At 26.1% G+C, this 22,406-nt stretch carries 22 protein-coding genes and 1 tRNA gene; 19 read left to right on the top strand and 4 right to left on the bottom strand.

The genetic code is table 11. From position 1 onward, the window contains the following. Positions 1 to 135: 135 nt before the first annotated feature. Positions 136 to 474: a DUF2325 domain-containing protein gene (locus BN899_RS11890; protein WP_042275670.1), complete on the top strand. Its 339-nt coding sequence runs from the start codon at positions 136 to 138 to the stop codon at positions 472 to 474. A 25-nt stretch (positions 475 to 499) separates the two neighbouring features. Here the strand turns inward: BN899_RS11890 and BN899_RS11885 are convergent, their stop codons facing one another. Next, complete coding sequence (locus BN899_RS11885) at positions 500 to 1,828, bottom strand: D-alanyl-D-alanine carboxypeptidase family protein (RefSeq protein ID WP_042275669.1); 1,329 nt, start codon at positions 1,826 to 1,828, stop codon at positions 500 to 502. Between the two features lie 80 nt (positions 1,829 to 1,908). On the opposite strand from BN899_RS11885, the gene BN899_RS11880 reads away from it, so the two are divergent. The 9 genes from BN899_RS11880 (at position 1,909) to BN899_RS11840 (ending at position 12,362) form a co-directional block, all read left to right on the top strand. Continuing rightward, positions 1,909 to 2,568, top strand: coding sequence for a helix-hairpin-helix domain-containing protein (locus BN899_RS11880; protein ID WP_042275668.1), 660 nt, complete (start codon positions 1,909 to 1,911; stop codon positions 2,566 to 2,568). Positions 2,569 to 2,642: 74 nt separating this feature from the next. Beyond that, positions 2,643 to 3,683, top strand: a complete 1,041-nt coding sequence (selD, locus tag BN899_RS11875) for a selenide, water dikinase SelD (protein ID WP_081712253.1) — start codon at positions 2,643 to 2,645, stop codon at positions 3,681 to 3,683. 40 nt (positions 3,684 to 3,723) lie between these two features. Further along, positions 3,724 to 5,130, top strand: a complete 1,407-nt coding sequence (gene selA, locus BN899_RS11870; RefSeq protein ID WP_042275666.1) for an L-seryl-tRNA(Sec) selenium transferase — start codon at positions 3,724 to 3,726, stop codon at positions 5,128 to 5,130. Positions 5,131 to 5,151: 21 nt separating this feature from the next. Continuing rightward, positions 5,152 to 7,035 (top strand): selenocysteine-specific translation elongation factor, encoded by a 1,884-nt coding sequence (gene selB, locus BN899_RS11865; protein WP_042275664.1) that lies wholly within the window; start codon positions 5,152 to 5,154, stop codon positions 7,033 to 7,035. A gap of 140 nt (positions 7,036 to 7,175) precedes the next feature. Then, positions 7,176 to 9,938, top strand: a complete 2,763-nt coding sequence (locus tag BN899_RS11860) for a sensor histidine kinase (protein ID WP_242824165.1) — start codon at positions 7,176 to 7,178, stop codon at positions 9,936 to 9,938. Between the two features lie 54 nt (positions 9,939 to 9,992). Next, the gene (locus BN899_RS11855) at positions 9,993 to 10,667 is read left to right on the top strand and encodes a uracil-DNA glycosylase (RefSeq protein ID WP_042275662.1); all 675 of its coding nucleotides are present in this window, start codon (positions 9,993 to 9,995) and stop codon (positions 10,665 to 10,667) included. Positions 10,668 to 10,778: 111 nt separating this feature from the next. Then, positions 10,779 to 11,096 (top strand): rhodanese-like domain-containing protein, encoded by a 318-nt coding sequence (locus BN899_RS11850; protein WP_042275661.1) that lies wholly within the window; start codon positions 10,779 to 10,781, stop codon positions 11,094 to 11,096. A gap of 180 nt (positions 11,097 to 11,276) precedes the next feature. Next, positions 11,277 to 12,140, top strand: a complete 864-nt coding sequence (locus BN899_RS11845) for a 3D domain-containing protein (RefSeq protein ID WP_042275660.1) — start codon at positions 11,277 to 11,279, stop codon at positions 12,138 to 12,140. A 125-nt stretch (positions 12,141 to 12,265) separates the two neighbouring features. Beyond that, positions 12,266 to 12,362: transfer RNA gene (locus BN899_RS11840), tRNA-Sec, on the top strand. Between the two features lie 53 nt (positions 12,363 to 12,415). On the opposite strand, the gene BN899_RS11835 is transcribed toward BN899_RS11840, so the two are convergent. Continuing rightward, the gene (locus BN899_RS11835; RefSeq protein ID WP_042275659.1) at positions 12,416 to 13,171 is read right to left on the bottom strand and encodes a hypothetical protein; all 756 of its coding nucleotides are present in this window, start codon (positions 13,169 to 13,171) and stop codon (positions 12,416 to 12,418) included. Between the two features lie 84 nt (positions 13,172 to 13,255). Between BN899_RS11835 and BN899_RS11830 the strand changes: the two genes are divergently transcribed. Further along, positions 13,256 to 13,963 carry a tRNA threonylcarbamoyladenosine dehydratase gene (locus BN899_RS11830; protein ID WP_042275658.1) on the top strand — a complete coding sequence of 236 codons (708 nt, stop codon included), beginning with the start codon at positions 13,256 to 13,258 and terminating at the stop codon, positions 13,961 to 13,963. 76 nt (positions 13,964 to 14,039) lie between these two features. On the opposite strand, the gene BN899_RS11825 is transcribed toward BN899_RS11830, so the two are convergent. Further along, entirely contained in the window at positions 14,040 to 14,834 is a 795-nt protein-coding gene (locus tag BN899_RS11825; RefSeq protein WP_042275657.1) for a ComEC/Rec2 family competence protein, read from the bottom strand. Positions 14,835 to 15,053: 219 nt separating this feature from the next. Between BN899_RS11825 and BN899_RS11820 the strand changes: the two genes are divergently transcribed. The 5 genes from BN899_RS11820 to holA all read left to right on the top strand — a co-directional run bounded on the left by BN899_RS11820 (position 15,054) and on the right by holA (position 19,511). Further along, positions 15,054 to 15,959 carry a DUF2156 domain-containing protein gene (locus BN899_RS11820; protein ID WP_042275656.1) on the top strand — a complete coding sequence of 302 codons (906 nt, stop codon included), beginning with the start codon at positions 15,054 to 15,056 and terminating at the stop codon, positions 15,957 to 15,959. Position 15,960: 1 nt separating this feature from the next. Further along, positions 15,961 to 16,461 carry a GNAT family N-acetyltransferase gene (locus BN899_RS19820; RefSeq protein ID WP_242824164.1) on the top strand — a complete coding sequence of 167 codons (501 nt, stop codon included), beginning with the start codon at positions 15,961 to 15,963 and terminating at the stop codon, positions 16,459 to 16,461. Between the two features lie 59 nt (positions 16,462 to 16,520). Next, positions 16,521 to 17,126 carry a sterol carrier protein domain-containing protein gene (locus BN899_RS19815; protein WP_242824163.1) on the top strand — a complete coding sequence of 202 codons (606 nt, stop codon included), beginning with the start codon at positions 16,521 to 16,523 and terminating at the stop codon, positions 17,124 to 17,126. Positions 17,127 to 17,233: 107 nt separating this feature from the next. Next, complete coding sequence (locus tag BN899_RS11810; RefSeq protein WP_042275654.1) at positions 17,234 to 18,493, top strand: ComEC/Rec2 family competence protein; 1,260 nt, start codon at positions 17,234 to 17,236, stop codon at positions 18,491 to 18,493. Next, positions 18,468 to 19,511, top strand: a complete 1,044-nt coding sequence (holA, locus tag BN899_RS11805) for a DNA polymerase III subunit delta (protein WP_042275652.1) — start codon at positions 18,468 to 18,470, stop codon at positions 19,509 to 19,511. The genes BN899_RS11810 and holA overlap by 26 nt, the downstream gene beginning before the upstream one ends. 123 nt (positions 19,512 to 19,634) lie before the next feature. On the opposite strand, the gene rpsT is transcribed toward holA, so the two are convergent. Then, positions 19,635 to 19,901 (bottom strand): 30S ribosomal protein S20, encoded by a 267-nt coding sequence (gene rpsT / locus BN899_RS11800; protein ID WP_042275650.1) that lies wholly within the window; start codon positions 19,899 to 19,901, stop codon positions 19,635 to 19,637. 269 nt (positions 19,902 to 20,170) lie between these two features. Here rpsT and gpr point away from each other — a divergent pair, with 269 nt between their 5' ends. Genes gpr through BN899_RS11785 form a run of 3 tightly spaced genes read left to right on the top strand, consistent with a single transcriptional unit; the run spans position 20,171 to position 22,379 of the window. Beyond that, positions 20,171 to 21,127 (top strand): GPR endopeptidase, encoded by a 957-nt coding sequence (gpr, locus tag BN899_RS11795; RefSeq protein WP_042275648.1) that lies wholly within the window; start codon positions 20,171 to 20,173, stop codon positions 21,125 to 21,127. A gap of 12 nt (positions 21,128 to 21,139) precedes the next feature. Then, positions 21,140 to 22,102 carry a stage II sporulation protein P gene (gene spoIIP / locus BN899_RS11790; RefSeq protein ID WP_042275646.1) on the top strand — a complete coding sequence of 321 codons (963 nt, stop codon included), beginning with the start codon at positions 21,140 to 21,142 and terminating at the stop codon, positions 22,100 to 22,102. Positions 22,103 to 22,124: 22 nt separating this feature from the next. Continuing rightward, positions 22,125 to 22,379 carry a hypothetical protein gene (locus tag BN899_RS11785; RefSeq protein WP_042275644.1) on the top strand — a complete coding sequence of 85 codons (255 nt, stop codon included), beginning with the start codon at positions 22,125 to 22,127 and terminating at the stop codon, positions 22,377 to 22,379. Positions 22,380 to 22,406 lie beyond the last annotated feature (27 nt).

The following is a 22,406-nucleotide window of genomic DNA, read 5'->3' as shown; positions in this document are numbered from 1 at the left end:
TTTTTTATTTTATTAAATTGAAAAAAAGTTAAATAAAAATGATAATTAATATCAATAAGCATTGACAAAGAAGTTTTATAATACTATCATTAATAATAAAGATACTAATTACTAATATGAAAGGGGCGTATGATAATGAATTTAGTAGTAGTTGGCGGACACGAGAGAATGGAAAAAGATTATATTAATATAGGGAAGAAAAATGGATATAAGACGAAGGTATTTACAACTATGTCATCAAAGTTTAATAATTCAATTGGAAAACCGGATGCAATAGTTATATTTACTTCAGCTGTTTCACATAAAATGACTGCAATAGCGGAAAACCAAGCTAAAAAAAATGATATATTAATAGTAAGGCATAGAAATAGCAGTAAAATTGCATTTAAAGAATGTTTAGATAGAATAGATGAATGTATTGGAAATTGTAAAGAATGTAAATATAATAAAATGAATAATATAAAAAAAGGATAGCTACTAATAGTCGCTATCCTTTTTATTATCTTCTTCCTCTGCTATGTTTACCTCTTTTTTTTGAATAGATATTTCTATTATATGACTTTCTTTTTCTTCTTCTTTTTCTCGTGATAACAAAAGCTATAATAGCTATTGCTAATACTACAACTATTAATATAGCTAATTTTATTATCGACATAACAGCTTTATTTTCAGTTATAAAAGCAAATACACTGTTAACATTATTTTTAGCTATTAAATTTATTGAATGCTCAAGTTTACCTGAATTATATACATCTAAAGTACCAACTTTATCGCCTTTTCTAATAGGTAATTTAGTTCTTGCTAAATTAACTTTTGTAGTATAGCTACTTTCCTTTTGTCCTTTAGGTAGGACACGTTTATAACTATACTCAGGCTCATAAGAAAGTTCTTTTTGTTTACTAAGGAAGATCTTCTTAATACCAGCTTGTTTTTCTTTGGTAACGATAGTAGTAGAATAGAAATTTTCATATCCATAATCTAGTAAAGTTCTAGAATCTAGATATAAATCATTCCCAGTAGTTTTGAAGACAGCAGATATAAGCCTCATATTATCTTTAACAGCACTAGATAAAAGGCATCTTCCGGCATCATCAGTATATCCAGTTTTTATACCATCAACTATATCATACTTAATATCGATTTGATTTCCTTTATAATTAATCTTTTCATTTGAAGTTAGAAACTTGTTAGTATTTACAAAGTATCTTTCGTGAGGATATGCTTCACTAGGTTGATAACTAATAGACTTAGTTTTAACAATATTTCTAAAGATTTCATTATTCATAGCTTCTCTAGCCATAAGAGCCATATCGTAAGCTGTAGTATAATGGTTTGTATCTGGCAATCCATGTGGATTGTTAAAGTGAGTGTTTTTAGCACCGATCGCTTTAGCTTCTTTATTCATTAGTTCAACAAATTTTTCTACCGACCCACCACCTACATATCTAGCTAATACAACAGCTACATCATTAGAAGAGTGAACTAGTAGGGCGTCTAATAATTGTTTAACATTGAAAGATTCACCGTTTCTTAAGTACATACTTGAGCCATCTACAGGTGGTAAGTCTTTAATTTCTACAACTTGGCTTAAATCAGGAACATGTTTTAATACAACATAAGCTGTCCAAGCTTTAGTAGTAGAAGCTGGATAAAGTTTTGTAGAACCATTTTTATCATATAAAACTTTTCCAGTTTCATAATCCATTAAAACTGCATGCTCAGCAGTAAGATTAGGCTTACCGCTATTTGCAAATGATATATTTGCAGTACTTAAAAATGAGGTAAAGGCTATAAGACATGACACTAAAAGAGATAAAATTCTTTTCATGTATTAACCTCCAAATTTAAAACTTATATTTTAGTATAACATATTTTTGTCAATAATTAAAATAAAGGAGTGATTAAAATTTGAAAAAATTGGGTAATATTATTATATTTTCTTTGATAATAATTTTAAGTATAGGAACAATTATATATAAAAAAGGTGGAAAACTAGAGGATAATATTTACGTAGTTAGTGAAAGTGAAGAGAAAAATAAACAAACAATTTCAAGTGATAATAAAGAAAATGATGATAAAATAGAAGATATAGAAGTTACAAAAAGAAATAAAGATATAAATAATAATGTTGCAACTATATATGTTAGCGGAGAAGTTAAATTACCTGGTGTGGTAACTATAGATAGCGATAAAAGATTATCTGATGCAGTTGAAAAATTAGGTGGACTAACTAAGGATGCAGATTTTAATAGAATAAATTTAGCTATGAAAATAGAAGATGAAAAACATTATATAATACCTAAAGTAGGAGAAGAATTAGAAGTTAGTAATAAAGAAGTAGAAACTATTGAAAGTTTTGATAATAAAGGTAGTAATAAGATAAATATTAATACAGCTACAATACAAGAACTAGACTCTTTGCCTGGTGTTGGAGAAGCAACAGCAAATAAGATACTAAATTATAGACAAGAAAATGGTAAGTTTAAATCCATTGAAGAAATAAAAAATGTTAATGGAATAGGTGAAAAAAAGTATGAAGATTTAAAAGATGATATTTGTATTAATTAAGATTAAATCTATTCAATAAATCTATTAAAGTGTGATATTATAAGAATGTAATAATTAGGTAAAGGAGTAGGGTTATGCAAATTTTAAAAAGGCTTACTGAAATGACAACTTCAGGTGGCTGAGCAGCTAAAATAGGGCCAGAGGTTCTGGCTTCAGTTTTATCACAGCTTCCTAAAAATGAAAGTACAGATAAATTATTAGTAGGATTAGAAACGTCGGATGATGCAGCTGTTTATAAATTAAACGATGAAATGGCTTTAATACAAACATTAGACTTTTTCACACCTATGATAGATGACCCTTATGTATTCGGACAGATAGCAGCTTCAAATTCTTTGTCAGATGTATATGCTATGGGAGGGACACCTTTAGTTGCAATGAATATAGTTTGTTTTCCATCTTGCCATGATATGAATGTATTAGCAGAAATATTAAAAGGCGGATTTGATAAAGTAAAAGAAAGTGGAGCACTTCTAGTTGGAGGACATACTGTAGATGATAAAGAGCCAAAATATGGACTTTCTGTATCTGGTATAGTAAATCCTAATAAAGTTTTATCAAATGCAACCTCTAAAGTAGGAGATAAACTAATACTTACTAAGCCAATAGGGGTGGGTATATTAAATACTGCTATGAAAGAGAATTTAGTGGATAAAAATATAGCTGATAAAGTAATTGAAGTGATGGTACACTTAAATAAATATGCAGCTAAAAGTTTTGAAAATATAGAAGTAAATTCAGCAACAGATATAACTGGATTTGGCCTTTTAGGACATGCTCTTGAAATGGCTAAAGCATCAGAAGTAAGTATTGAGATATATTCCAAAGAAGTTCCTATATTAGAAGGTTCAATTGAAATGGCAAAAATGGGGATTATACCTGCCGGAATGTATAGAAATAAGGAGTATATATCAAAAGATGTTGATATTAAAAATATAGAAGCAGAAATGGAAGATATTTTATATGATCCTCAGACTTCTGGAGGGCTATTAGTATCAGTAAAACCAGAATTAGCAGAAGAACTTATAAAAGATATGAAGAAAAATGGTTCTATAGAGGCTAAAATTATAGGTACTGTAAAACAAAAATGTGAAAAATATATTACGGTTATATAAATAACCGTAATTTTTATATATTAGCAAAGAGAGAGTGATTATGTTGATAAAAAAAGAATTATTTTCTATGCTACCATCAGTTGATGAAGTGTTGGGGAATGAAAATATAGTAAAAGCATTAGAAAAATATCCTAGAAAATTAGTACTAGATTCTATAAGAGAATCAATAGATATAAAAAGGAAATGTATTATAAATCTAAGTGAAGACAGTATCAATAACTTTAGTATAAAACTAGAAGATATTATAGAAGATTCACTTGAAAGAATTAGAATAAATTATTCCCTATCATTAAAGAAAGTTATAAATGCCACTGGAACAGTTATACATACTAATTTAGGCAGATCATTACTTAGCGAAAGTATAAAAGAAGAGTTATGGGATTTATCATCTAGATATTCGAATTTAGAATATGATTTAGAAAAAGGGGAAAGAGGGTCTAGATATAATCATTTAAGGCAGATGATAAAGAAGCTTACAAATGCTGAAGATGTTTTGGTTGTAAATAATAATGCAGCGGCAGTACTACTTGTACTAAGTACGATGGCTAAAGGTAAAGAAACTATAGTTTCACGTGGAGAACTAGTTGAAGTAGGCGGTTCGTTTAGAATACCTAATATAATGGAATTAAGTGGAACTAAGTTGGTGGAAATTGGGTCAACTAATAAAACTAATTTAAATGACTACAAAAATGCTATAAATGAAGATACAAAAGTTATAATGAAGGTACATACTAGTAATTATAAAATATTAGGGTTTACAGAGTGTGTAGATATAGAAAGTTTATCTAAATTAGGAAAAGAATATGATATTCCTGTTATAGAAGATTTGGGAAGTGGGGTATTTATAGATTTATCTAAATATGGATTATCTTATGAACCAACAGTATTAGATTCTATAAAAAATGGCGCTGATATAGTAACATTTAGTGGAGATAAAATGCTTGGAGGTCCGCAAGCTGGTATTATAGTAGGAAAGAAAAAATATATAGATAAGATGAAACAAAATCAACTTACAAGGGCGTTAAGAGTTGATAAGTTAACAATATGTGCTCTAGAGGCTACTTTAAGAATGTATTTAGATGAAGAAAAAGCAGTGGAAAATATACCTACATTAAAAATGTTAACATATAATATGCAAGATCTAGAAGAAAAAGCATTAGCTTTATTCAACAAAATAGACAAATTAAATTTAGATATAAATATGTCTATTGAAGATGGTTTTTCTCAAGTCGGAGGTGGATCTATGCCTATTGAAGTCATAAAATCAAAAGTTATAGCAATAACTCCAAATAAAATAAATGTATCAACTTTAGAAAAAGGACTTAGATTAAGTGAATCTCATATAATAGCTAGAATATATGATAACAAATATATATTAGATGTAAGAACAATATTTGAAGATGAGTTTGATGTTATTGCAAACGAATTAGAAAATGCTTTAATATAAAAGTTTTATTGGGAGGAATAGATGAAAAATATAGTAATAGGAACAGCAGGACATATAGATCATGGTAAAACAACTCTTATAAAAGCGCTTACTGGTAGAGAAACAGATACATTAGCAGAAGAAAAGAGAAGAGGTATATCTATAAATTTAGGATTTACATATTTTGATTTACCAAGCAATAAAAGGGTTGGAATAGTAGATGTTCCGGGACATGAAAAATTTATAAAAAATATGCTTGCAGGAGCATCTGGTATAGATATTGTACTCCTTGTAGTAGCATGTGATGAAGGCGTCATGCCTCAAACAGTTGAGCATTTAGATATACTAACATTTTTAAATGTAAAAAAAGGAATAATAGTGCTTACAAAATGTGATACAGTTGATGATGAATTTCTAGAATTAGCAAAAGAAGATATTGAACAAAAAGTAAGAGGAACATTTTTAGAAAATGCAGATATTATAGAAGTTGATTCTATATCAAAAAGAGGTATAGATAATTTAGTTAATAAGATAGATGAAATGAGTGAAGATTTAGAAGACAATAATAGAGATTTACCAGCAAGACTTAATATAGATCGAGTATTTTCTGTAAATGGATTTGGAACCGTTATCACAGGAACGTTACTAGAAGGAAAAATTAGTATAGATGATGACTTAGTAATTTACCCTAAAAAACTAGCAACTAAGATAAGAAGTGTACAAGTACATGGTGAAAGTGTTAATGAAGCTTATGCAGGACAAAGAACGGCTATAAATATTTCTAACGCAAAAGTAGAGGAAATACAAAGAGGAGATGTATTAGCAGCAAAAAATTCATTAGAAGAATCTATGATGTTAGATACAAAAGTTTCATTAGTAAATCATTCTAATAAGACATTAAAACATTGGGATAGGTTAAGGTTATATCATGGAAGTAGAGAAATATTTTGTAGAGCAGTTCCTCTAAATACAGATACTATAGAAAGTGGCCAAAGTGGATATGTTCAACTAAGGTTAGAGGAAAGTATAGTTGCTAAAAAGGGGGATAAATTCGTATTAAGAACTTATTCACCTATGGAAACTATTGGAGGTGGAATAATAATAGATGCATCACCCAAGAAGCATAAAAGATTTGACAATGAGTTAATAGAGATATTGAAGTTAAAAGAAAAAGGTGAATTAAAAGATATTATAGAAGAATATTTAAAAATAAATTTAAACAAGTACATGACTATAAAAGATACTATGAGCTATAGTGGAGAAAGTGAATTAAATATAAAGGAAGCTATAGATAAATTAGTGCTAGAAAAAAAAGTAGTTATCATAAATAATATTTACATTCATGTAAGTAAGTATGGAAAATTTAAAGAAGATACAATAAAAATACTTTCATCTTATCATAAAAAGTATAGACTTAGAAAAGGTATGCTAAAGGAAGAGTTTAGATCAAAGTTAGAACCTAAATTTAAAATAAAAGATATAGATACATTATTAAGTTATATGGAGAATGAAAAAATAATAAAAGTAGATAATAATGTGGTTTCTTTATATGACTTTGAAGTAGTATTTAACGATAAACAAAAAGAAATAAAGTTAGATATAGAAAAAAAACTTAGAGAAGATGATGTATTACCTATATTAAGTATAGAAAATATATGTGAAAATAATCATTACTATTCAGAAGTTTTAGAATCTATGATAGGTAATAGCGTTGAAAAATTAGATGATATTCATGTTATGGACAAAAAAATATATGAGTCTGTAAAAGAAGAATTAGTTAATTATTTAATTCAAAATAAAGAAATAACTTTAGGTGAGTATAGAGACTTAATCAATTCTAATAGAAAAAACTGTATGATTATACTAGAAAATTTTGATAGGAAGAAAGTAACTAAAAGAGAAGACAATAAAAGAATTTTATTCTAAAAATTACATTATTTATAAAATACCAAGATAAAATAATACATATCTTGGTATTTTATTATGCAAATAACAAAGAAATAATGAGATAAAAAAACATTTATAGTATAATAATAGAGTATAAATCAATAGAAGGAGAGAGGGTATTGGAGGATATTGTAGCTATAAGGGAAAAGAGAAATTACATAAACGAAAATTTAGTTATTTTGTTTATGTTTATAGGGTATATATTATTATCATATATTATGAAAGATGTTGTTCAGTTTGAAATTTTTGTGCATGCTATATATTCTACATTTCTAATTGCTATGGGAATAATAGTATTTAAAAGTATAGAATTTAATATAGATAAGTTTTGTATATTTTTAGGTGCAGTGTTTGCGCTGACAGGAATAATAGAATGCATTTATGTAATTACAATTCTAACAGATAGAACTGGCTTATATTACAGTAATAATTTTAAAATAATATTAACAACTTTTGTAGATATATTACCGATGATAGGTATATATCTAAGTTTTAACCATATAAAACGTGATAGAAATGTGGCAATAGATATAATTACATTGACTGTTGCTACGATAATATTCATATTTATAGCAATGAAAATTTTAGCAACTGGTAATTTTATAAAAATAAACTTAATGGAAAAAGAAAATAAGCTACTAATTGAGCTAATTATAAATGGATTTTTACTTTTGATGGGTATGATTATATATAAGAAAGTGGATAAAATTGGAGACTATTTAGATATTCCAGAAAAGTATTATTTTAGGAAAATGATTATAGTTATATCCCTATCTAGAATAACGACACTAATAAATCCATATTCGAATAATTTAAGGCTTACAGACATATTAAGTCAGATTATAACTAATGTAGCTATGATATATATATATAATTATATAGTATATGCAAACTTTAAAAAGCCTTATAATAAACTAAATTCCATAAATTATGAGTTAGTAAAAAAAACAAATATATTAAAAAATAATAATATCAAGCTTATAGAACATACAAATCAAATGTATGGTCTTAAGGAAGTCCTTAATGATAAAGAATCAAAATTACAATCCACATTAGATGTATCAGTAAATTGTATAATAGTTTTTAATAAAGATAAAAAAGTAACATATACAAATAAAAAGTTTGAGTCAATATTTGCATATGAAGGTGATAAAATCATGAATACTATAGAGGAAAGTATGAAATATAGAATAAGTAATTTTGATGATTTTATAAAAAATGTGGATTATATATTTGATGGTAAAGAAAACTTAAATCAAATTATTAAAGTAAGTGATAATAGAGTTTATCATGCTGCATTTTCTCCATTAATAATAAAAGATAAGATACAGGGTGCCTTATGCATATTAATAAATAAAACAAGACAAATAGAATATGGTCAAAAGATAATAGATGCTAATAAGAAATCTGAAAGATTTTTAGAAAGTATAGGTGATGGAATAATAGTTCTTAAAAATGGACAAAAAATATACACTAATAAAGCTAGTAAGAATATATTTAAAGAAAAATTAGATTGTATAGATTTTAATGTTTATAGAGAAAATAAAAATAGAGAAGCTTGTTTTGAAATTGATGGAAAAGAAGTATTTCTAGAAATGGAATTTTCAGATTATACAAAAAATAAAGAACTAAATACTATAGTAGTGATGAGAGATGTAACTAGTCGTAAAAAGGCCCAAATTAAGCTAAGAGAAAATCAAAAATCATATTCTAAGTTTATAGATATATTGCCAGATGGGATTTGTCTACTAAATGAAGAATTGCAAATAACATATGCTAATAAATCGCTTTTAGATATGTTAGAAATTAATAATTTAAGCCAAATTAATAATAACAATATTAAAAGTATAATAAATTTAATTGAAGAAGAAGAAGATTTATTTGATAGGAAAATGAAAAAGGTTATTAGCAAAAATAAATATATGCTTTTATTAGAATATGAACTGATAACATATAATAAAAATAAAGTACAGGTAGAAGTAAATGCAACTCCATTTTTTAATGAAGATAATTATATAATGCTTATAATTAAAGATTTAACTTATAAAAAGACATCTGAAATGGCAGAAAAAGAGATATTAGACAGATTTAAGACTGACAAAATAAAAACAGAGTTCTTTGCAAACATGTCTCATGAACTTAAAACACCGCTAAATGTTATATCTAGTTCTAACCAATTGCTAGACTCACTTTATAAAAATGAAAAAATTGAAGATTATAATAATAGTGTTAAATCTCATATAGATTTAGTTAGACAAAGCTCATATAGACTGCAAAGATTAATTGGAAATATAATAGATTTAACAAAAATGGAATCTGGATTTTATAAATTAAAATTATATAAATATAATATTGTAACTGTTATTGAAGATCTATTTATGAAAATAGAGGAATATGCAAAGAGAAAAGATATAAGTATAATATTTGATACGGATAACGAAGAAATATACGTTAATATAGATAAATCTGAAATGGAGAGAATAATATTAAACTTATTATCAAATTGTATAAAATTTACAGATATTGGTGGAAGTATAAATGTAAATATATGTGATAAAGGGAGTAACGTTGCAATCAGTGTGATAGATAATGGGGTTGGTATACCAAAGAATAAAATAGGACTAATATTTGAAGAGTTTGGGCAAGTAAATAAAACATTGTCTAGAAATGCAGAAGGTAGCGGAATAGGTCTTTCAGTAGTTAAAAACTTAGTTGAACTTCATAATGGTAGTATATATGTTAAAAGTGAAGAAAATAAAGGTACTGAGTTTGTAATAATTATCCCTAAAACAAACATACATAGTGATGATTATCAAGAAGATAGAAGAATATATAACATTGATGAAAAGATAAAAATAGAATTTTCAGATATATATTATTAAAATATTAAAAAATAAATGTAAATAGATTTATATTAAATTAAGGTAGGTAACATTATGATTAAATTAGGAAATGATTGGGATATCCTATTAGAAAATGAATTTAAAAAAGAGTATTATCTAAATTTAAGAGAATTTTTAAAGGATGAGTATAGTTCGAAAGTAATATATCCTAATGCAAATAATATATTTGAAGCTTTAAAACATACATCATATAAGGGTACTAAGGTTTTAATATTAGGGCAAGATCCGTATCATGGAGAAGGACAGGCTCATGGTTTAGCATTTTCGGTTCAAAGAGGAATACAGACTCCTCCGTCTTTATTAAATATATATAAGGAATTAGAATCAGATTTGGGATGTTTTGTACCGAATAATGGATATTTGATGCCTTGGGCTGACCAAGGAGTTCTTTTATTAAATACAGCATTAACAGTTAGAGCCCATGAAGCTAATTCTCATAAAGACAAAGGATGGGAGATTTTTACTGATAGTATAATAAAACTTTTAAATGAGCGTGAAGAATCAGTTATATTCGTTTTATGGGGATCAAATGCACGTAGTAAGAAAAAATTAATAGATAATAAAAGGCATTATATACTAGAATCCCCTCATCCGAGTCCATTATCGGCATATAGAGGATTTTTCGGATGTAAACACTTTTCAAAAATAAATGAAATTCTTAAAAGTATAAATAAAGAGCCGATTGATTGGCAAATACCTAATATATAAAAGGTAGCCAGATTACTAATTTAATTAGAAATCTGGCTACTTTTGTATTTAATTGTAACTTTTGAATACAATTTTTAATAATATGTATTAAAAGGAATTAGGTGATATTTTATGGAATTAATTATGTTAAAGCCAATTCAAGTTAAGGAAATGATAGAAAATAATCAATTTGACTTAATTATAGATTTAAGAGATAATGAGAGCTACTATAAAGGGCACTTGCCAGGGGCTATAAATATTCCTATAAATGAAATACCTGATAAATTAAATTTTTTAGATTTGTATAAAAATAAATCTATTATTTTATACTGTGGGATAGGAAGTAAAAGTGTAAGTGTAGGTAAGGTATTAATTATCAATGGATTTGAAAAAATATATAGCCTTTCAAATGGGCTTAAAGGATATAAATATGAACTAAAAGTGAATTAAATATTACAAAAATGTAACTAATACAAAATATGCTTGAGGTGTTGAAAAAACTAATCAAGCATATTTTTATTTTTTTGTCAAGTTGACAAGTGGTATCAAAAAAGTTACAATTTATCCATGGAAAGTGACAGATAACTTAAACTTAAATATAGAATTTAGAAAATAAGGAAGGGGAACATTATGAACTTAAAAAATAATAAAAAACTAAAAGTCTCGGTCTTGGCTAGTTTATTATCAGTTGGAATTCTGGCCGGTGGCTACTCTATATTAAATAAAGATATAACATTAGTAGTAAAAGGAAAAGAAACTACAGTATCGACATTTAAATCTACAGCGAAAGAAATTTTAGAAGAGCAAAATGTTAAATATGACGGAAATGATATTATAAGTGTAGGCTTAGATAGTAAATTAAAAGAAGGATCGAAAATAGAAATAATAGACGTTAAAGAAGAAGTTATTAAAGAAAATAAAGAGATACCTTTTGAAGTAAATGTAGTAGAAGATAGTAATTTACTAAAGGGTAAAACGGAAGTTAAAACAGAAGGTCAAGCTGGTAAAAATGAACTAGTTTACAAAATAACTTATCATAATGGAAAACAAATTGAAAAGAAATTTGTAGAAGAGTTAGTATCAGTTGAGCCAACTAACAAGATAGTTAAAAAAGGAACTAAGGTTGAGGTACAAGTTGCATCATCAAGGGGTTCTAATACAGGAAGAAAAGTCAATGCAACAACTACGTCAACTGCATCAACTAAATCAAATTCGTCAAGTAGTAAAGGTAAGCAGATGAAAGTAGTTGCAACAGCTTACACAGGAGATACTATAACATCTACAGGTACAAAACCTAAATGGGGAACTATAGCAGTAGACCCAAGTGTAATACCATATGGAACAAAGGTGTATATACCCCAATTTGGTCAGACATTTATAGCAGAAGACTGCGGAGGCGCTATAAAAGGAAATAAGATAGATATATTTATGAATGATGAGTCTACAGTTAAAAACTGGGGAAGAAAAACTATAGATATATATATTGTTGGATAAAATTAAGGGAGTAGCTATTTAGCTACTCCTTTTCTATTTAATATGATTAAAAGTTATAAATATGTTGAAAATTATAAATAAAAATGTTATTATAGAAATTAAGTTATAAAATATTTTATTTATATGGGGGTGGATGGGTGCTGGTGTGTCCTCTAGTCTTCAAAACTAGTATGAGGGGTTAATAGCTTCTTGGGTGGGTTCGATTCCCACGCACTCCCGCCAATTATAAAAAGGAACTCTTATGAGTTCCTTTTTGCATATAAAAGATAGCGAATTTATTTACTTATATTTTCAGATGTTGATTTTATAAACTTTTCATTTTTATTATCCCACTCATATATTTCTTTTATAGTATTTTTATTTATCTCATTGAATTCTTCACTAGAATGAGAACCTTCATATTCTGTTATGGTTGTTATACATAAAATACGAGGTATTGAGCCTTCTAAATAGTCTATAGAACTTGTTTCTAACTTTTTTATTAGATCCTCACTATCATTTTTTTTATTTATTTTCTCACTATATATATTTTTATTAAAAACAGATATGTATTTATTATTTTTTTTATAAAAGATTTCAAAAAACTCTCTTTGGCTAATACTATCAGAAGAATTAGAGTCTTTTTGTTCAACTATTAAGAAGTCTTTATAAAAATAGAAATTTCTAACAAGAGCTAAGTTATTAATGCTACATTGAAATTTTAAATTTTTATTGTCGATTTTATCATAAATAGCTATAAAAGAAATTTGTTCAGGTAAAGATAAGGTAAAAGCAACTTTATTTTTACTATCATTAGGGATTTCATAAGTAACTGAGATTTCTATATAATCAGCATATTTTATAAGATTATCGTTATTAGTGTCTTTTAAAATTTTTAAAATTAAATTATAATTATCATTATTATGCATAACATCTTTAGCATAAGAAATAGGTAATATAGTTTCGTGGGTATATTTTTTTACCAATAAATTGCCTAAGATAAGTAAATTTATAATAAGCAAAAAAGATAGCAGATTTATAATTTTATTCAAATTAAACCTCCTTAAAATTTTAGGATTTAATATTAAAATATATTCTGTTAAACTAAAATAAATAACTTTAGGAGCATAGTAAATATGGAAAAAAACTTTAAAACAAGAACAGGCCTTATAATAGGCGATGAAGGATTAGAAAAATTAAAAAATTCAAATGTAATAGTATTTGGAGTTGGAGGAGTAGGAAGTTTTGCTGCAGAAGCAATCGCTAGAGCAGGAGTAGGAAATCTTACAATTGTTGATTTTGATGATGTAGACATAACAAATATCAATAGACAGCTTCCGGCACTACATTCTACAGTAGGTAAGTATAAAGTGGAAGTTATGAAAGAAAGAATACTTGATATTAATCCAGATATAAATATTAAAGCTATTAGAAATGTATATAACAAGGATACGAGCGATGAAATACTAACAGAAGATTATGATTATGTAGTAGATGCTATAGATATGGTTACATCAAAGATACACTTAATAGAAACTTGTAAGTCTAAAGGATTAGAAATTATAAGTTCTATGGGTATGGGGAATAAGCTAGACCCTACAAAAATAGCTGTTGCGGATATACATAAAACAAGTATGTGTCCATTGGCTAAAGTAGTTAGAAAAGAATTAAAAGATAGAAAAATAAAAAAGCTAAAGGTTGTATATTCTACAGAACAACCAAAAGAATTAAAGAAAAAAATAATGAATGGTAAAAAGATAACTCCAGGAAGTACATCATTTGTACCATCTGCAGCAGGTATAACAATAGCTTCTGTAGTTATAAATGATTTATTAAATAAGTAATAAATAAGGAACAAGTAATGTTGTTCCTTATTTCTCGTATTTATAATTTTTTTTAGTATAAATAGTTTTACCATCGCTATAAAAATACAATATCTCCAAGTAAATCAGTTCTATATACCTTTATATCTTCTTTAGATAGATTTTCTAATGTTGACTGATGGGGATGGCCATATTGGTTTTTATACCCGCATGAAATTGTAGCTATATCAGGAGATATTTCTTTTAAAAAGTTTTCATTAGTTGACGAACTACTTCCATGATGTCCTACTTTTAAAAAATCTACATCATAAAGATTAAATGAATTTATTATATCCATTTCATTTTGATACTCTGAATCTCCTGTGAATAAAAAGGATTTATCTACAAAGTCTAATTTAAACACAATTGAATTTAGATTGTTATCATCTTGGATAAAAGAAGGGCTTAAAGTTAATATATCTATATTATCTTCTACATTTATGATATCACCTTTATATAAGTGCTTAATAGGCAGATTTTTACTTGAACAAGCGTTAACTAAATTTTTATAAGCCTTTGTATCTGTTTCTTGTTCAGGCATAAAAATTGATTTAACGTTAAAATCATTAACTATATTATCAAGGCTTCCTATGTGATCTGAGTCTGGATGGGTAGCAATCATTATATCTAAAGTCTTTATTTTATATTTTTTTAAGTAAGACTTAATTATATGTGAGCTATTTTCATCTCCGCTATCTACCAAAATATTTTTAGAATTAGGAGTTTGTATTAAAATACTATCTCCTTGACCAACATCAATTATATGTACAGCTAAATGAGAATTTTTGTCACAACCGCCTAAAAGTGATATTATAATAAATATCAATGTTATAAATAAATTCCTAAATTGCATAATACCTCCATTCATTACATGTTTACAAGAAATACAAGATGGGTAATATAAGTTAGTAAAAGTATTTTATTTTATAGTTTAAACAACATAATATAAGATAATTCAATTAAAATAATAATTTAATAAAATAATTAGTAAAAGTATTTTATATAATAATTGAGATTAAAATAGCGTATATTTATAAATTAAAAGTTAGATTAATAAAAATAGGAGGATTTTATGATTTTTAAAGAAATTAATATAAATTCAAAAAAGGAATTAGATCCGTATTTTGAATTAGTCGATTATGAAGCTTGTGAGTACTGTTTTAGTACTTTATATATGTGGCAACATGCTTATAATACAGGGTATTATATCGGAGAAGATTTTGCAGTAATAGTTGGAGAATATGAGGGGGATAGTTTTTCAATACAACCATTAGCTCGTAAAGAGAAACTACCTGAGGTTATAGATTTTGTAATAAGATATTTTGAAGAAAATAATAAAAAGATATATTTAAGAGGTGTTACGAAAGATATCGTAGAATTTTTAAAAGAAAAATATCCAAATAAATTTGAGTATATAGAAGAAAGAGATTTATTTGATTATGTATATGATGGGGAAAGCTTAAGAACTTTAGCAGGAAGAAAAAACCAAAAGAAAAGAAACCACATAAACTACTTCTTAAATGAATATGAAGGAAGGTTTGAGTACAAGTTACTAGATAAAGAAAACTTCAAAGAATGTCTAGATTTAATGAAAGAATGGACTAATAATAAAGAAGAACATGATGATTTTGATGAAGGTATGGATGATGAGCTTATAGGAATAAAGAAAATATTTGATAATTATGATATTTTAAAAGATAAATTAAAGGTCGCTGGAATATATGTAGATGAAAAACTAGAAGCGTTTACAATCGGAGAATTATTAAATAAAAATATGGCTTTAGTTCATATAGAAAAAGCTAATCCAGAGATAAGAGGATTATATCCATATATAAATCAACAATTTATAGTAAATGAATTTGAAAATGTTGAATTTGTAAATAGAGAAGAAGATTTAGGAATAGAAGGACTTAGAAAAGCTAAACTTTCTTACCATCCATGTAGATTTGTAGAAAAGTATACTGTTAGGGAGGCATAAAATGGAAATAAGATATGCTAGGTCTAATGAGACAGATGATATAAAAGATATATGGAATTACTGTTTTGATGATAGTGATAGTTTTGTAGATTATTATTTTAATGATAAATATAGAAGATTTAATACTGTTGTAGTAGATGAAGGGGAAGAAATAGTTTCTTCCCTTCAACTAAATCAATATAAACTTATTTTAAATGATAAAGTTTATGATAGTTCATATGTAGTTGGAGTCTCAACATTGCCTCAAGTTAGAGGGAGAGGATATATGAGAAATATAATGAAATTTACTCTTAAAGAACTTTATGAAAAAGACCAGCTAATATCGATTCTTATGCCTATAGATTATAGACTATATAGACAATATGGATATGAACATTGCTATGACCAACTTGAATATACTATAGACATTGAAGATTTAAAAAGGTTTAAAATAAGCGGTAGATTACATAAAGTAAATGAATCTCATATAAATGATTTAATAGATATTAGTAAATTTTCTTAAAGGATACTAACGGAAATGTTTATAAAGATTATGAATACTATAAAAATCAATTTAAAGAAGTGAAAAGTGAAAATGGATATATGTATATACATGAAGACGAAGGCAACCAAGGTTATATAATATACTTTTTAAATGGAGATAAGATGTTTGTTAGAGAAATATTTTATAAAAATATTAATTCTCTAAAATCCATGCTAAAGTTTATATATAATCATAATACTCAATGTAGGGAAGTTGTAATTTCGTCACCTGTAAATGATAAAATAAGATTTATATTAGATAATCCTAAAACTTCACAAATAAAAATAAAACCATTTATGATGGGAAGAATTATAAATTTAGAGAACTATCTAAAAAGTTTAGATATAAACAGTAATTTAAATTTAGACGCAAATGTATATATAGAAGACCAGTTTTTAAGCGAAAATAATGGAGTGTTTAATATAAAATTAAATAATAATAAATTAGAAGTTAAAAAAGTTGATAGTGATTATGATGGATACTTTACTATAAACACGATGACTCAACTAGCATTTTCATATATAGATATAGAAGAAGCATTACTAATAAATGACAGAAAAGAAAATGAATGTAGCGAAAATGTAATTAAATTATTTAATGCCATATTTAAAAAGAAAAAGAACTATATAAATGAATATATATAAGAGATATCAACTAGATATCTCTTTTTTTATTTACTAATATATTATATTTGTTTAAAACATAAAGCCTTTGAAAATAATCAAAGAAAAAGATTGTATTAGGAGGTAGGATGAGAAGACCACTGCTAATAGTATTTGTTATAATTATTTTTGTATCATTTATATACACTAGAAATGAAAAAGAAGATGTATCATATGATAATAAAAATATAATTATAGAAGATTTAGTAAAAGACAAAAAAGAAAAAGTAAAATATAATGAATATGAAGTAGGCGAATTTTTAATAAGAGATTATAAAAAGGGAAAAAATATAAAAATAGGACAAATCATAAAGGTAAAAGGAAAGTTTAAAAGCTTAGATAAAATAAATTATGAAGATTTTAATTATGGTAGATATTTAAAAAGTAATGGATATAAAGGATTAATATATATTAGTAGCTATAAAGTATTGGGAGAGAATAAATTGTATATATCATTAGGTAATATAAAGACGTATATAAGAGATGCAACAAGGTATTTATATAAAGAAACATCTGATTTTATAAATTCAATAATAATAGGAGAAAAAGAAAATCTTAAACAAGAAGATAAAGATATGTTCAGTAAAACAGGTACAAGTCATATAATAGCCATTTCTGGACTTCATACTAGTATATTTTGTGTGCTAATAAGCTTTATAATAGGCGGAATAAATAAATATTACAAATTAATAATACTTTCGTTTATTATATTTTTATACTCAATTATGGTGGGGGCATCACCATCTATAGTAAGATCTGTTATATTTACTATAATTTTGTATTTAGCAGTTTTTATTGATAAGAAAAGAGATCAAATATCAACTTTATCTATGATAGGCATATTTTTAATAATAAATAACCCATATATTATATATAATATAAGTTTTCAATTGTCTTTTCTCGCTACATTGTCTATAATATATTTCTATGGCTATATAAATAATATTATAAAAATAAGTTTAATATCATTAACATTATCAGCCAACATATTAACATTACCAATAGTATATTATAATTTTAAAGGTATACCTGTAATTTCGGTAATTAGCAATATAATAATAGTACCGTTTATAGGTATTATAATGTATTTAAGCATTATAAGCGTAGCTTTATTTAAAATAAATATACAATTAGCAAAGTTGATATCAAACTTTAATGGATTTATAATAAATATAATATATTTTTTACTAGAGAAGCTTAGTAATTTATATTTTTCATACATTGAAGTAAATAATCCAAGCATGTATTGTGTAATTATTTATTATACATTAGTGTTTTCATATATGATTTATAAAGAACAGAAGGTTATGAAGGAGCAAAAGAATGAATTACAAGGATATTATAAATAATCTTAAAAATAAAAACTTTGAAAATATGTACCTATTTTATGGTAGAGAATACTATTTGATTGAAAATGCAATAAAGTCATTTAAAGACACGTTAAATGAGGGTATGGTAGATTTTAACCTAGATGTTATTGATGGAAAAGAAACTATGCTAGATCAAGTTATAAGCTCTATAGAGACACTACCATTTATGGATGATAAAAAAATAGTTATAATAAAGGACTTTGAATTACTAAAAGGTAAGAAAAAGAATTTTAGTGATAGTGATGAGAAGTATCTAATTGAGCATTTAGATAATATACCAGAAAGTACAGTAGTAGTTTTTGCTGTATATGGAGATGTTGATAAAAGAAAATCCTTAGTTAAGAAAATTGATAAAAAAGGTATAGTATTTAACTGTGATAAATTATCTGACATGGATTTATTTAAATGGGTAAAAAAGAAGTTTGAACTAAATCGTGTAGTAGTAGAAAATCCTCAAATAATGTACTTTATAGATCAAGAAGGATATAGAGATAAAAGTAGTGAAAAGACTTTATCTGATTTAGAAAATGAAATTAATAAAATAAGCTCGTTTGTTGGAAAAGAAAATAAGGTAACAAATGATATAATAGATAAGTTATCACAAAAAAAAGTTGAAAATGATATATTTAAATTAATAGATTATATAGGAGAAAAAAAATCCTCTGACTCAATGAAAATTTTAAATGACATGTTGCAAGAAGGGGAGTCTGTTTTAGGTATATTTGCAATGATTGCAAAACAATTTAAAATAGTTATGCAGGTTAGACAATTAAGTATAGATGGTTATAGTGCTAAAATAATAGCTGAGAAATTAAAGATACATCCATTTGTAGCAGGAAAAGCATTAAAGCAAACTAAAAACTTCTCTGATGATATAATTGTAGATATGTTAAATTATATATTAGAAAGTGATTATAAGATAAAAAATGGATTAATAAGAGAAAATTTAGCTGTAGAAATGTTAGTAGGAAAGTATTGCAACTCTAAAATAATTTAAAAAATAAAAAACAGAAAAATCTAAGTATATATACTAGGATTTTTCTGTTTTTTTATTTTTAATAATAAAAAAGCCCTTGATTAAAATCAAGGGCTAATATCTATTAACATTATAAACGGTTAATTAAGCGTTCATTCCGTTTAATTTTTGAGCTAATTTAGATATCTTTCTAGCTGCAGCGTTCTTGTGTATAGTTCCTTTAGAAGCTACTTGGCTTATTCTCTTTTGAGCGTACTCAAATCTTGATACAGCCTCTTCTTTGTTTCCTGCTAATACTGCTTCTTCGAATCTTCTTATAGCAGTTTTAACTTGAGATTTTCTAGCTCTATTTAAAGCAGTTTTCTTTTCGATAACTTTTATTCTCTTTTTAGCTGATTTTATGTTTGCCACCGTGTTCACCTCCCCGTATATTTTTTTATTATATTCATCGTCAACATATTAGATTTTAACAGAAATAAATCTAAAAATCAAGGATAATTATTTATTAGTTTTATATAATATCTTTTTCTTTTGACTTTTTAGATTATAACCCATATAAAAATAATTTACAACACAGAAATTAAATATTCACGGATTTATAAAATTATAATTTTTGTTATAAAATACTAAAATTTGTTAACACTTATAACTAGCATTTAATTTGCACTAGGAGGGTTAAAATGATTAGTATAAGAACAGACTTAGCCTTAGAAGCTAGAGAGATGTGTGAAGACGGACAATCATCTAGTGAGATACCAGGGGTTAAACTTGAAAAAAAAGAATTAGAAAATTGTATGGTAACAAAAGTTGAAGTTATAGATGAACAAGGCTCTCAAATAATGAATAAAGGAATAGGAAAATATATAACTTTAGAAAGTAATCTTATGAAATTTGATGATGATGAATCTAGAGAAGAAGTAATAGGTTACTTAAAAGATGAGTTAGTCGAAATATTAGGTTCTGATAAAACTAAAAAGACTTTAGTAATAGGACTTGGAAATTGGAATATAACATCAGATGCCCTAGGGCCAAAGACTGTATCTAAAACACTAGTAACAAGGCATATTTTTAAAAATTACAATAAAGATTACGATGATGATTTTACTGAAGTAGCAGGTCTAAGCCCAGGAGTAATGGGCCTTACAGGAATAGAAACAAGCGAAATTGTAAAATCAGTTGTAGATAGAATTAAACCAGATAGAGTTATAGCTATAGATGCTCTTGCTTCTAGAAAAATGGAAAGAGTAAACACTACAATACAAATATCAACTGCAGGTATAGCACCTGGAGGAGGGGTAGGAAATAAGAGAAAAGCCTTAAACAAAGAATATTTAGGAGTAGATGTTATAGCAATAGGTGTTCCTACTGTTGTAGATGCTGCAACTTTAACAAGTGATGTATTAGATTTAGCAATTGACAATTTAATGAATCAATCAGAAGGAACAGAAAATTTTTATAGTATGTTAAAACAACTTAAAGAAGAAGAAAAATATCATTTAATAAAAGATTCACTAGACCCATATGATAAAAACTTAATAGTAACACCTAAGGACATAGACGAAACTATTGAAAATTTATCGGTAATAATAAGCGAAGGATTAAATAGATCTCTTCACCCGGGTAGGATCATTAATTAAGGAGGAGTAAAAATGTTAAGAAAACGCATAAAGGCACTTTCTATAGCCTGTGTGTTAGTTTGTATTTTACCAATAGCATCTTATTCAATGGATAAGGATGAGTTTTTAAAGTTTTTAGTAAACGCATCATACCCAGAGATTAAAGATGATAATAAGGAAGTAAGCAAAAATACTAAAAATGAAAATAAAAACACAGAGGATAAACAAGGAAAAGATTATATTAAATTTCATGTAGGGGAAGAAAATATACCAAAGATAAAAAACAGTGAAAATAATAATAATAATAATGAAAATACAACGACTACAGCAAATGCATCAGAATATAAAGATGATGTTAGAGTGACTAAAGAAAATCCAAGAATATTAATATATCATACACACTCTGGAGAGACATATTCAAATTCACCAGGAGGAAATTTCCATTCAAAGGATAAGGAAAATTCAGTAATGGCTGTAGGTGGTTTAGTTACAGAAGAGCTAAATAAAAAAGGATGGGGTGTAGTTCATACAACTAAATACAATGATTATCCTTCATTCAATCATGCTTATGCAAATAGTTTAAAAACAATACAATCTATTTTACCAAAATATAATAGTATAGATATTGCTATAGACCTACATAGAGATGCAAGAGATTTAACTAATGACGCACTTAAAAGGTCAGAGGAAGAAAGAATGACGACAACTATTAATGGAGAGAAAGTAGCAAAATTCTTCTTTGTAGTAGGAGAAAAAAATCCGAACGTAGAACATGTTAGATCATTAGCACAAGACATAACAAAGTTTGCACAAAGTAAATATCCAGAATTAATTCTTCCAGTAGTAGAAAAACCATATGGAAAGTATAATCAATTTGTTGCTAAAAATCATATGTTAATAGAAGTTGGAAGTAATGGAACAACTGCTACAGAAGCAAAGGCAAGTGCTAAATATGTAGCTCAAATATTAGATGAATATTTTAAACAAAAGAATTAATCTATTATAATAGGAGAAACAAATGAGTAGATTAGAAAAGACTATACAAAAAAAACATAAAAATAAAAAAATTAGATTTATAAGTAAAATAGTATTTATGTTATGTATGGCTATAAATCTAATGATTTGTATAATTATAGTAGATAATAGTGCTAAACAAATGTTAGGAGAAAAAACATTTACAATAAGCTCTATAATAGGTAATATAAAAGAAAACATAGATTTTAATAATATTGGAGAAATTAAGGATAATATAATTAAAAATTTTAATAAATAATAATAAAAATAAGACTTATATCATAAT

It is taken from the genome of Faecalimicrobium dakarense (genome assembly GCF_000499525.1).
In the GTDB taxonomy this organism is placed as follows: domain Bacteria; phylum Bacillota; class Clostridia; order Peptostreptococcales; family Peptostreptococcaceae; genus Faecalimicrobium; species Faecalimicrobium dakarense.
This window is presented reverse-complemented; position numbering and strand designations above follow the sequence as displayed.